An 11791-nucleotide genomic window follows, 5' to 3' on the forward strand; every position below is an offset into this window, starting at 1 on the left:
TTTTTGCTTGCGTCGGAGCGAGCTCTGGAAGCGACTTTCAAAGCAGGATCTGCAGATAGCGGCGTACGGTCGTGGCCAGTCCCTGGTACAGCGCCTCGCCGATCAGCGCATGCCCGATCGATACCTCGGCCAAGCCGGGGATCGCCGCCTTGAACGTGCCCAGGTTGGCCTGGCTCAGGTCATGGCCTGCGTTCACCGCCATTCCTGCCTGTTGCGCTCGTCGGGCGGTGTCGGCGCATGCGGCCAGCGCCGCCGCAGGCTGACCGTCCGCGAACGCCTGCGCGTAGGGGCCGGTATAGATTTCGATGCGCTGCACGCCGATCGCCGCGGCAAGCTCAAGCTCCTGCACTTCCGCGTCGACGAACAGGCTGACCCGGCAACCAAGCTCGCACAGCTCCGCTACCAGCGGCCGCAGCCGTTCCAGGTCGCGCCGCAGGTCGAAGCCGTGATCGGAGGTGATCTGGCCGTCGCTGTCGGGTACCAGGGTCACCTGGGTCGGGCGTACTTCACGCGCCAGCGCGATCAGTCCCGGGTATGCGTCCCGGGCCGCGGCAAACGGGTTGCCCTCGATGTTGTATTCCACCCGGCCCCGCAGCATGGCGGCCAGCGCGCGGACGTCGTCGGGCCGAACATGACGCTGATCCGGTCGCGGATGCACAGTGATGCCGCCACAGCCAGCTTCGATGCAGGTCTGCGCCGCCTGGCAGATGTCCGGTTCGTGGCCGCCACGCGAATTTCGCAGCACGGCGATCTTGTTGAGGTTGACGCTGAGCACGGTCATGTCGGGCTGGCGATCCGGGCAGTTGAAGATCATCGGCAGCAGCGTGGACGAGCGCCGGTGGGCCGGAAACATTGCACCGATCAGGCGTCGCTGGCAAGCGTCCCCATGCGCAATCGCCGCGAGTTGCCGCGCCAGGCCAGCGCAGCGAGCAGCTCCGGCCCAACCGGGAGCCGACGCAATTGCCACGCGCGCGCGTCGTCGCCCGCCAACCGCTGCAGAACCAGCCGATCGGCGACACGCGCGATGTTCAGGCGATCCAAGCCAAACGCCAGGCCGCGGCCGAGCGCCTTGAGCACCGCTTCCTTGGCTGTCCACAGTTCGAGAAATCCGGCATCGCGATCGGCCACCGGCAGTGCCGCGAGCGCCGCCGCCTCCTCGGCACTGAAGTAACGCTGCGCGATCTCCAGCGACCGCGGTCGCGGTCGCAGTCGTTCGATATCGATGCCCGGTGCGATCCCCCGAGCGACCGCGATCAGCGCCTGATCGCCGCTATGCGACCAGTTGAAACCCAGTGACGGATCGTGCGTCGCCGCGAGTACCGGACGCCCGTGCTCGCCAGCGGTAAGCGTGACGCGATCCGGATCGGTACCCAGATAGGCGGCCAGCACCCGATGCAGCGGCGCGCGCCCGTGCGCTGGGCGATAGTCCAGTTGCCACACATGAATCTCGTCTTCGAGCAGGTGCTCTGCTACGTTGGCAAGCGTCGGAGCGTGCGTGGCAATCATCCGTGCATGGTGGCGCCGGCGCCGGCACCGCACAAGACGCGCCGCCGTGCGAACGGCGCCGACCGCCACGGATCGGAACCCTTCGTTGCTCCGGGGAGACAAGACGTGATCCAGGGTTGGCTGCTGTTGCTGGTATCGCTGCTGTATGTCGGGCTGCTGTTCGTGGTCGCCTATGCCGGTGATCGCCGACCGCTGTATCCGCGCCAGCCGCGCTTGCGTCCGATCGTCTACAGCCTGGCGCTGGCGGTGTACTGCTCGTCGTGGACGTTCTACGGTGCGGTCGGCACGGCGGCGCGCGACGGCCTGGCCTATCTGCCGATCTACCTCGGTCCGATCCTGTTGTTCGTGTTCGGCTTCGGCCTGTTGCGCCGGCTGGTGCAGGTGGTGAGGCAACGCAACATCACCTCGATCGCGGATTTCATTGGTGCGCGTTTCGGCAAGTCGCACGGACTGGCGGCGCTGGTGGCGGTGATCGCGGTGATTGCGGTGGTGCCGTACATCGCGCTGCAATTCAAGGCTGTGGCGATGTCCTTCGGCGTACTCGGCGGTGCCGGCTACGGCGCTGCGTCTGCCGGTGGCGTCGACAGTGCGTTGTGGTGTGCGCTGCTGCTGGCCATGTTCGCCATTCTGTTCGGCACGCGCAGCATCGATGCAACCGAACACCATCACGGCCTGATGCTGGCGATAGCGCTGGAATCCCTGATCAAGCTGCTCGCCTTCGTCGCGCTGGCCGGCTATGCCTTGTGGCGTGGGCCGGGGCTGCTTGCCACGGTGCAATTGCCAGCGACGCAACTGACGCATGGACTGTCACCGGGGTTCCTGGCCCAGACGATGCTGGCGTTCTGCGCGATGTTCTGCCTGCCCCGGCAATTCCAGATCGGCATGGTCGAATGCGAGGACGCCAGCGACCTGACGCGTGCGCGCTGGATGGTGCCGCTGTACCTGGTCATCGTCAGCCTGGCGGTATTGCCGATCGTGGCGGCTGGCGCGCACATGCCGCTGGTGCGCGATGGTTCCGCCGATGCGTGGGTGCTCACTCTGCCGATGGTCCATGGCGATGGTGGCATGGCGCTGCTGGCTTTCATCGGTGGGTTTTCGGCCGCGACCGGCATGGTGATCGTGGCCTCGGTGGCGCTGTCGACGATGATCAGCAACGACCTGGTGATGCCGGCGCTGCTGCGAATCCCACGATTGCGGCTGGAGCAGCGCAGCGACCTGTCGAAGCTGGTGCTTCGTGTGCGCCGGGTGGCGATCATCGCGCTGGCCGCGATGGCCTATGGCTACTACCGGGTCGCCGCCAACGCGGAGAATCTTGCGGCTACCGGCCTGTTGGCATTTGCTGCGGTGGCGCAGTTCGCCCCGGCATTGCTGGCTGCGCTGTACTGGAGCGGCGCCAGCCGTCGCGGCGTGATGGTGGGTCTGGCCGGCGGCTTCGTGGTGTGGTCGTACACCTTGTTGTTGCCGGCGGTGATTCGTTCCGCCTCCTGGTTGCAGAACGGACCGTTCGGATGGGACTGGCTGCGCCCGCAGGCGCTGTTCCATCTTGGTGGCTGGGATCCGGTGATGCACGGCACGTTCTGGTCGCTGCTGGTCAACGTCGGTTGCCTGGTGTTCGTCTCGCTTCGGTTGCGGCCAAGTCTGGAGGAACGCCTGCACGCGGCGATGTTCATCGATATCGATCCGGCCGGCCGCAGTGGCGCCGGTGACTGGCGTGGCCGCGTGGCCGTGGCGGACCTGCGCACGCTCGCCGAACGCATCGTCGGCGAACGCACCAGTGCGCGGGCATTCGACGACTACGCCCTGCGCCGCGGGCGGCCCCTGCTGGCCGGCGAGTCGGCCGATCGCGCACTGATCCAGTACACCGAGCGCCTGCTGGCTTCGGCGGTGGGCGCCGCCAACGCGCGACGGATCCTGATCAGCGCGTTGTCCGGCAGCGGCCTGGATCTGGCCGAGGCGATGGCGCTGATGGACGAGGCCTCGCAGGAGTTGCGCTTCAACCGCGAATTGCTGTCCACCACGCTGGAAAACGTCTCGCAGGGCATCAGCGTGGTCGATGCGCAGATGCGCCTGGTGGCGTGGAACCGGCGCTACCTGGAGCTGTTCGACTACCCCGATGGCATGGTGCACGTCGGCGTGCCGGTAGCCGACCTGATTCGCTGGAATGCCAGCCACGGCGAATGCGGGCCCGGTGAATTGGACGGCCATGTGGCCAAACGTATCCACCACATGCAGGCCGGTTCGGCGCACCTGTTCCAGCGCGTCCGTCCGGACGGCACCGTGATCGAGTTGCGCGGCCGCGCGCTGCCTGCCGGAGGCTACGTCACGACCTACAGCGACGTCACCGCTTACAAGCATGCCGAAGAGGCGCTGATCGAGGTGAACGAGACGCTGGAACAGCGGGTCGAGCAGCGCACTGCCGAACTGTCCGAGGCACTGGTCGCCACGGCGAACGCGCGGCGGGCCGCCGAGACAGCGAACGTTTCGAAGACGCGCTTTCTCGCCGCGGCCAGCCACGACCTGCTGCAGCCATTGAACGCAGCGCGGCTGTTCACTTCGGCACTGCGCCAGCACCCGGGACTGGACGCGGAGGCCAGCGGCCTGGCCGAGCGCATCGATGCGTCCTTCCGGTCGGCCGAAGATCTGCTCGATGCACTGCTGGACACCTCGCGGCTGGATGCCGGCAGCTACCATCCGGAAGTCGGCGGCTTCGCCCTGGCCGAACTGTTCGATTCGTTGAAGGCGCAGTTCGCGGTGGTCGCCGAACAGCGCGGCCTGCGCCTGCGTGTGGCGCCGACCACGCTGGCGGTGCTCAGCGACCCGCAGCTGTTGCGCCGGATCCTGCAGAATTTCGTCTCCAATGCCCTGCGCTACACCAGCAAGGGCGGCGTTTTGCTGGGCGCGCGGCGCATCGGCGAGGAAGTGCGCATCGAGGTGTGGGACTCGGGCCCCGGCATCGCCGCGGAACAGCGTGCGCGGATCTTCGACGAATTCCAGCGGCTCGAGCAGCCGTCGCCATGGGGCGAGAAAGGCCTGGGTTTGGGCCTGTCGATCTGCGACCGCCTCGCCGGCATCCTCGGCCACCGGCTGGGCCTGCATTCGCAAGTCGACCGCGGCAGCTGCTTTGCGGTAACCGTGCCGCGCGGCGAAGCGGTGCCGGCTCGCCGCCAGCGGGTCCAGCGTGCCGGTGCAGACAAGCAACTGCCATTGACCGTGCTGTGCCTGGACAACGACGCCACCATCCTCGACGGCATGCGCGCCCTGCTCAGCCGCTGGGGCGTCGATTGCCGTCTGGCGCTGAACGTGGAGCAGGCCCGTCACGAACTGGCACATGGCCCGATCGACCTGATCCTGGCCGACTACCACCTGGCCGACGGTGTCGATGGCCTGCAGGCGCTGCAACAGTTGCGCGAGATGACCGGCCAGCTTCCACCGGTGGCGATGATCACCGCCGATGGCAGCAGCGAACTGAAACAACGGGCGCGGGCGTCGGGATATCCGGTGCTGCACAAGCCGGTGCGGCCGGCCGCCTTGCGTGCGTTGCTGACCTCATTGCTGCGGATGCAGCCGGACAAACCCGCGGTCGGCGACCCGATGGAGAAGGCTGGCAACCCGGAAGGCACCGGGCGACCAGCATCGCTGTCGTGATTCGCACGAATGAGCGGAAGCGGGAGCGTTGCGCGCCCCGGCAGGCTCATTCAATCCAGCGGGTCGGTCGTCGTCATTGGCGGCGTCTTTGGCATGCTCTCCTGCTCGACCGCCAGCTGGCTGGCGATCAGGGCGACCTGGGTGCGGTTGTTGACTCCGAGCTTGCGCATGATCGCGGTCATGTGTGCCTTGACCGTGGCCTCGGAGACGCCGAGGTCGTAGGCGATCTGCTTGTTCAGCAGGCCTTCGGCGATCATCGTCATCACGCGGAACTGCTGCGGCGTCAGCGCGGCGATCTGCGCGGCGGCGGCGGCTTCGTCGGGCCGGAGTTCGCCGGGGGCGCCGAGCAGGGCCGGCGGCAGCCAGACGTCGCCGTCGAGCACGGCGCGGATCGCCGCGACGATGCTTTCGCCCGAACTGGATTTCGGAATGTACGCCGACGCGCCATGCGCCAGCGCGCGGCGCGCCACCTGCGCCTCTTCGTGACCGGACACCACGATGGTCGGCAGCCCGGGGTACTGGCCGCGGATATGCGCCAGTGCGGAGTAGCCGCGCGCGCCCGGCATGTGCAGGTCGAGCAGCAGCAATTCGGCGTCGGGGAATTGTTCGATCAGGCCGAGCAGGGTGTGCACGCTGTCGGCGCTGTGCACGTGCGCCTGCGGCAGCGCGGTCAGCACCGCCCGCTGCAGCGCGTCGCGGAACAGCGGATGGTCGTCGGCGATCAGGATGTCGGACATAAAGCCAGTGGAGAGTGGAGAGGAGCGAGAAACGAGAGCTGGAGCTGAGCCTGCCTGCATTTACTCATTTCCCACTCCTCTCCACTCACTTCCGGTCACTTGATCAGCCGCTCGTCGACCAGACTCTTCACCACGCCGGGGTCGGCCAGGGTGGTGATGTCGCCGAGCTGGTCGGGCAGGTTCTCGCCGATCTTGCGCAGGATGCGGCGCATGATCTTGCCGGAGCGGGTCTTCGGCAGGCCGGGCGCCCACTGCAGGTAGTCCGGCGTGGCGATCGGACCGATCTCCTTGCGCACCCAGGCGATCAGTTCCTTGCGCAGCTCCTCGCTGCCGGTCTCGCCGGCGACCAGGGTGACATAGGCGTAGATGCCCTGGCCCTTGATCTCGTGCGGGCAGCCGACCACGGCGGCCTCGGCCACCTTCGGGTGCGCCACCAGTGCGCTCTCCACCTCGGCGGTGCCCAGGCGGTGGCCGCTGACGTTGATCACGTCGTCGACGCGGCCGGTGATCCAGTAGTAGCCGTCCTCGTCGCGGCGCGCGCCGTCGCCGCTGAAGTAGTTGCCGGGGTAGGCGCTGAAGTAGGTCTCGATGAAGCGCTGGTGGTCGCCGTAGATGGTGCGCACCTGGCCCGGCCAGGAGTCGGTGATCAGCAGGTTGCCCTCGGCCACGCCCTCCTGCACGGTGCCTTCGGCGTCGACGATCGCCGGCTTGATGCCGAAGAACGGCAGGGTGGCCGAGCCCGGCTTGGTGGCGATCGCGCCGGGCAGCGGCGAGATCATGATGCCGCCGGTTTCGGTCTGCCACCAGGTATCGACGATCGGGCAACGGTTCTCGCCGACCACGCGGTAGTACCACTCCCACGCTTCCGGGTTGATCGGTTCGCCGACCGAGCCGAGCAGGCGCAACGACGCGCGCGAGGTCTTCTTCACCGGCTCCTCGCCTTCGCGCATCAGCGCGCGGATCGCGGTGGGCGCGGTGTAGAAGATGCTGACCCTGTGCTTGTCGATCACCTGCCAGAAGCGGCTGTGGTCGGGATAGTTCGGCACGCCCTCGAACATCACCGTGGTGGCGCCGTTGCAGAGCGGGCCGTACACCACGTAGCTGTGGCCGGTGACCCAGCCGACGTCGGCGGTACACCAGTAGACGTCGTCCTCGCGCAGGTCGAATACCAGCTCGTGGGTGTAGCTGATGAACACCAGGTAGCCGCCGGTCGAGTGCTGCACGCCCTTCGGCTTGCCGGTGGAGCCGGAGGTGTACAGCACGAACAGCGGGTGCTCGGCCCCGACCGGGGTGGGTGCGCAGTCGGCCGACTGGCCTTCCATCAGCGTGTGCCAGTAGCGGTCCCGCGGCGACTGCATGTGCACCGCGCCGCCGGTATGGCGCACCACGATCACGGTCTCCACGCTGTTGGTGCCGGGCCGCTCCAGCGCCGCATCCACGTTGACCTTGAGCGGGATGCGCTTGCCCGCGCGCAGGCCCTCGTCGGCGGTGACCACCACCTTGGCGGTGGAGTCGGCGATGCGCCCGGCCAGCGAGTCGGGCGAGAAGCCGCCGAACACCACCGAGTGGATCGCGCCGAGGCGGGCGCAGGCCAGCATCGCCACCGCCGCCTCGGGGATCATCGGCAGGTAGATCGCCACGCGGTCGCCCTTGACCACGCCGAGGTGCTTCAGCGTGTTGGCGAACTTGCACACCTCGGCGTGCAACTCGCGGTAGGTGATCTTGCGCGACTGCTTCGGGTCGTCGCCCTCGAAGATGATCGCCACCTTGTCGCCGCGCTTTTCCAGCTGGCGGTCGAGGCAGTTCGCCGACACGTTCAGCTCGCCGTCCTCGTACCAGCGGATGTGCAGGTCCTTCGGATCGAACGAGACATCCTTGATCTTCGTCGGCGGCTTGATCCAGTCCAGGCGCTGGCCGATGCGGCCCCAGAAGCCTTCCGGGTCGTTGACCGACTCGGCGTAAAGGCGTGTGTAGTCGTCGTGGCGCAGGCGCGCCGCGGCGGCAAACGAGGGGTTGACCGGATAGAGCTTGGACATGGCTGGGCTCCTGCTGGCTCGACATGGAAGGTGGCGACAGGGATACCGCGGCAGGCGTCAACGCCCGGCGGTGTGCGGACTTCGAGTGTAGCCCGATCGATACGGAGGCGGCGGCAAGCAGCCGGCTCGACTTTGGTCGAAGTTCGACCAATGGCGAATAGTCGCCCGCGCTGCAGCATGGCCATGCTCGGCCCGTCATCGATCTCGGGGAGACGCACGCATGACCACGCGACACACCAACCGTTATTCCACGCTTGCCCTGAGCATGGCTTGCGCGCTGATGCTCCCGCTGGCCGGCCACGCGCAGAGCGACACGCGCGAGCAGCAACTCGAACAGCGCGTGGCGCAGCTCGAGCAGCAGTTGAACGAATTGAAGGCGATGATCCAGGCGCAGAAAGCCGCGCCCGCGCAGCCCGCGGCACCCGCGCAGAACGTGGCGGCGGCGCAGAACGTGGCGGCGGCGCCGGCCGCCGCGATGCCGGTGTTCAGCAGTGCCCCCGGCGTGTCGGTGGCGCTGCACGGCTTCGTCAGCGCCAGCGCGTTCAGCCAGAACAAGAGCTTCACCTACGGCAACGGCCAGAATGCGTTGTTCCCGATACCCGGCTCGAAGGGTTCGCTCTCCGGCGTCGACGTGCGCAACACGCGCTTCTGGCTCGACTTCAAGGGCGCCAAGTTCGCCGGCAACTGGAGCGGCGGCGGGCGCATCGAGATGGACTTCTTCGGCGGCTTCAACGGCACCGGCGCCTACAGCCAGCAGCAGCCGACGCCGCGCCTGCGCCAGGCCTACATGGACCTGACCAATCCCGAGAGCGGCACCACGGTACGCATCGGCCAGCAGTGGGACCTGATGTTCCCGGTCGACAACACGCCCACCTCGCTGGCGCACATCGCGTTCCCGCTGGGCTTCGGCTCCGGCTCCGGCGGCTGGCGCTTCCCCGGCGTGGTGGTGATGCAGGACCTCAACCACGGCAGCACCGGCGCGCAATGGCGGCTCGATGTGGGCGTGTTCGAAGGCACCTGGAGCGGTCCCGGCAACAACGTCAACTACCTCACCGCCGGCAGCGCCGGTTTCCGTCCGCAGGTCGAGGCGCGATTGCACGTGCAGGACAAGAACTGGCTGGCGTACTTCTCGGCGCATTACAGCAAGGTCGACCTGCGTGGCGTCGACGGCACCGCACCCACGCCGATCCGCTCCGACGTCAAGAGCGTGGGCTACGAGATCGGCGGCCAGTGGAAGCCCGGACCGTGGACGTTCAAGGGGCTGGCCTACGCCGGCAACGGCCTCGGCGAGATCTTCGGCGCGATGTCGCAATTCGGCGACATCAACGAAACCGGCGGCTTCGTGCAGGCGGGCTACAGCTTCACGCCGAACTGGAGCCTGTATGCGTTCTACGCGTACAGCAAACCCGATAGCGGCGACGTGATCACCTGGCTGGGCAACGGCGCGACCGGACTGCTGCGCAACCGCCAGACCGCGCTGAGCCTGCAATACACCGCCGGCTCGTATGACCTCAGCGCCGAATGGATGCACGACAAGCTCGACTCCACCAGCAATGGCACGGACCGCAAGACCACCACCGGCAACCAGTTCAGCCTCAACGCGCTTTATCGCTTCTGAACTTCACGGCGGCGTACCGCGCGTACGCCGCCCGTCGACTACCCTCCCGTCGCGTCGGGAGGATGACGGGGTGCGGTCCAGATCGAGGGACGGGTCGCACCTCCCAACTTCTCCCCGGGGTTTCCGGGAGAGGCATCTCACTATCTCGGGAGGGGAAACATCATGGCCACAAATGCGATTGACGCGACCGGCGGCGGGGTTGACGCCGCGCTCGACGTCAGCCACAAGCGGGTAATCCTGGCGTCCAGCCTGGGCACCGTGTTCGAGTGGTACGACTTCTACCTGTACGGCTCGCTTGCCGTGATCATCGGCCACCAGTTCTTCTCCGGGTTGAACGAGGCGAGCCAGCTGGTGTTCGCCCTGCTCGCGTTCGCGGCCGGCTTCGCGGTGCGCCCGTTCGGTGCGCTGGTGTTCGGCCGGGTCGGCGACCTGGTCGGGCGCAAGTACACGTTCCTGATCACCATCGTGATCATGGGCCTGTCGACCTTCTTCGTGGGCTTGCTGCCCAGTTACGGCTCGATCGGCATGGCGGCGCCGGTGATCCTGATCCTGCTGCGCATGCTGCAGGGTCTGGCGCTGGGCGGCGAGTACGGCGGCGCAGCCACCTACGTGGCCGAGCACGCGCCGAAGGGCAAGCGCGGCCTGTACACCAGCTTCATCCAGATCACCGCCACCTTCGGCCTGTTCCTGTCGCTGCTGGTGATCCTGGGCTGCAAGTGGCTGCTCGGCGACAAGTTCGACGACTGGGGCTGGCGCATTCCGTTCCTGCTGTCGTCGCTGCTGCTGGCCGTGTCGGTATACATCCGCCTGCAACTGGCCGAGTCGCCGGTGTTCAAGCAGATGAAGGACGAGGGCAAGCACTCGAAGGCACCGCTCACCGAGTCGTTCGCGCGCTGGGGCAACCTCAAGCTGGTGATCCTGGCCCTGTTCGGCGCCACCGCCGGCCAGGCCGTGGTGTGGTACTGCGGCCAGTTCTACGCGATGTACTTCCTCGGCAGCACGCTGAGGATCGACGCCACCACCACCCAGCTCCTGATTGCCGCGGCACTGCTGATCGGCACGCCGTTCTTCGTGGTGTTCGGCTGGCTGTCCGACAAGATCGGCCGCAAGCCGGTGGTGCTGGCCGGCTGCCTGCTCGCCGCGCTGACCTACTTCCCGATCTTCAAGGGACTCACCCACTACGGCAACCCGGGAGCGGAGACGGCGCGTGCGACGGCACCGGTCACCGTGCTCGCCGACCCGGCCACCTGCCACCTGCAGATCAACCTCACCGGCACGCAGGTCTTCACCAGTTCCTGCGACGTGGCCAAGAGCTATCTGGCCAAGCGCGGCGTGCCGTACGACAACGTCGCGGCGCCGGCCGGTTCGCTGGCAAAGGTGACCGTGGGCGGAGCCAGCCACGATGCGTTCGAGGGCAGCAGCCTGAGCAAGGCCGACTTCGCCGCGCAGAACAAGGCGTTCACCGCCAGCCTCGGCGCCTCGCTCGACCAGGCCGGCTACCCGGCCAAGGCCGATCCGGCGCGTAGCAACTATCCGATGCTGATCGTGCTGCTGACCTTGCTGGTGCTGTACGTGACCATGGTCTACGGCCCGATCGCGGCATGGCTGGTGGAGATGTTCCCGACCAGGATCCGCTATACCTCGATGAGCCTGCCGTATCACATCGGCAACGGCTGGTTCGGCGGCTTCCTGCCTTCGGTGTCGTTCGGCATCGTGGCGCTCACCGGCAACATCTATTCCGGCCTGTGGTACCCGGTGGTGATCGCGATGATGACCTTCGTGATCGGCCTGCTGTTCGTGCGCGAAACCAAGGACGTCGACCTGCGCGGTTGAGTGCAGCCAGCGCACACGGAAAACGCAGCGGCACCAGCCGCTGCGTTTTTGTTTGGCCGCCGCGAACCGGGCGGATCGTCAGGCGCGCTTGATCAGGCCGATGAGCACCAGCAACACGATCGCGCCGATCATCGCGTAAACGATACTGGTGACGATCGGGCTGCCGAGACTGAAGCCGATGCCCAGCATCGGCAGCAGCCAGCCGGCGAGGAACGCGCCGATGATGCCGACCACGATATTGCCGAGCAGGCCGAAGCCGAAGCCACGCACGATCAGGCCGGCCAGCCAGCCGGCAATCGCGCCGATGAGAAGAAAGACAATCAGGGCGGTGGCAGTCATCGGCGAACTCCAGTGTGAACGGGTGAGGCGCTGCGTCAGCCGCAGTCGCTCCGGGCAAGCGTCCGTTTTCCAACGTG

At 67.2% G+C, this 11791-nt stretch carries 8 protein-coding genes; 3 read left to right on the forward strand and 5 right to left on the reverse strand.

The window, feature by feature from the left end:
• Positions 1-37 precede the first annotated feature (37 nt).
• Together CIW53_RS10125 and CIW53_RS10130 are read right to left on the reverse strand one after the other, a co-directional pair.
• Entirely contained in the window at positions 38-781 is a 744-nt protein-coding gene (locus CIW53_RS10125) for a pyridoxine 5'-phosphate synthase (RefSeq protein WP_149364783.1), read from the reverse strand.
• A gap of 80 nt (positions 782-861) precedes the next feature.
• The gene (locus tag CIW53_RS10130; protein ID WP_343192256.1) at positions 862-1575 is read right to left on the reverse strand and encodes a 4'-phosphopantetheinyl transferase superfamily protein; all 714 of its coding nucleotides are present in this window, start codon (positions 1573-1575) and stop codon (positions 862-864) included.
• A 36-nt stretch (positions 1576-1611) separates the two neighbouring features.
• On the opposite strand from CIW53_RS10130, the gene CIW53_RS10135 reads away from it, so the two are divergent.
• Entirely contained in the window at positions 1612-5151 is a 3540-nt protein-coding gene (locus CIW53_RS10135; RefSeq protein ID WP_172969634.1) for a PAS domain-containing hybrid sensor histidine kinase/response regulator, read from the forward strand.
• 50 nt (positions 5152-5201) lie between these two features.
• Here CIW53_RS10135 and CIW53_RS10140 read toward each other — a convergent pair whose 3' ends face one another.
• Positions 5202-5888, reverse strand: a complete 687-nt coding sequence (locus tag CIW53_RS10140; RefSeq protein ID WP_149364600.1) for a response regulator transcription factor — start codon at positions 5886-5888, stop codon at positions 5202-5204.
• 95 nt (positions 5889-5983) lie between these two features.
• Positions 5984-7924: an acetate--CoA ligase gene (gene acs / locus CIW53_RS10145; RefSeq protein WP_149364601.1), complete on the reverse strand. Its 1941-nt coding sequence runs from the start codon at positions 7922-7924 to the stop codon at positions 5984-5986.
• 220 nt (positions 7925-8144) lie between these two features.
• On the opposite strand from acs, the gene CIW53_RS10150 reads away from it, so the two are divergent.
• Positions 8145-9542 (forward strand): carbohydrate porin, encoded by a 1398-nt coding sequence (locus CIW53_RS10150; protein ID WP_149364602.1) that lies wholly within the window; start codon positions 8145-8147, stop codon positions 9540-9542.
• 162 nt (positions 9543-9704) lie between these two features.
• A complete protein-coding gene (locus CIW53_RS10155; protein WP_149364603.1) occupies positions 9705-11375 on the forward strand; it encodes an MFS transporter in 1671 nt (556 codons plus the stop codon).
• A 78-nt stretch (positions 11376-11453) separates the two neighbouring features.
• On the opposite strand, the gene CIW53_RS10160 is transcribed toward CIW53_RS10155, so the two are convergent.
• Positions 11454-11714 carry a GlsB/YeaQ/YmgE family stress response membrane protein gene (locus tag CIW53_RS10160; protein WP_149364604.1) on the reverse strand — a complete coding sequence of 87 codons (261 nt, stop codon included), beginning with the start codon at positions 11712-11714 and terminating at the stop codon, positions 11454-11456.
• Positions 11715-11791: the final 77 nt, after the last annotated feature.

It is taken from the genome of Rhodanobacter sp. T12-5, from assembly GCF_008329435.1.
Classification (GTDB): Bacteria; Pseudomonadota; Gammaproteobacteria; order Xanthomonadales; family Rhodanobacteraceae; genus Rhodanobacter.

What these genes read in the sequence shown, in the direction of transcription:
- acs (WP_149364601.1), bottom strand. Translation starts at nt 7,924, where the DNA reads ATGTCCAAGCTCTATCCGGTCAACCCCTCGTTTGCCGCCGCGGCGCGC.
- CIW53_RS10125 (WP_149364783.1), bottom strand. Translation starts at nt 781, where the DNA reads ATGACCGTGCTCAGCGTCAACCTCAACAAGATCGCCGTGCTGCGAAAT.
- CIW53_RS10150 (WP_149364602.1), top strand. Translation starts at nt 8,145, where the DNA reads ATGACCACGCGACACACCAACCGTTATTCCACGCTTGCCCTGAGCATG.
- CIW53_RS10160 (WP_149364604.1), bottom strand. Translation starts at nt 11,714, where the DNA reads ATGACTGCCACCGCCCTGATTGTCTTTCTTCTCATCGGCGCGATTGCC.
- CIW53_RS10140 (WP_149364600.1), bottom strand. Translation starts at nt 5,888, where the DNA reads ATGTCCGACATCCTGATCGCCGACGACCATCCGCTGTTCCGCGACGCG.
- CIW53_RS10155 (WP_149364603.1), top strand. Translation starts at nt 9,705, where the DNA reads ATGGCCACAAATGCGATTGACGCGACCGGCGGCGGGGTTGACGCCGCG.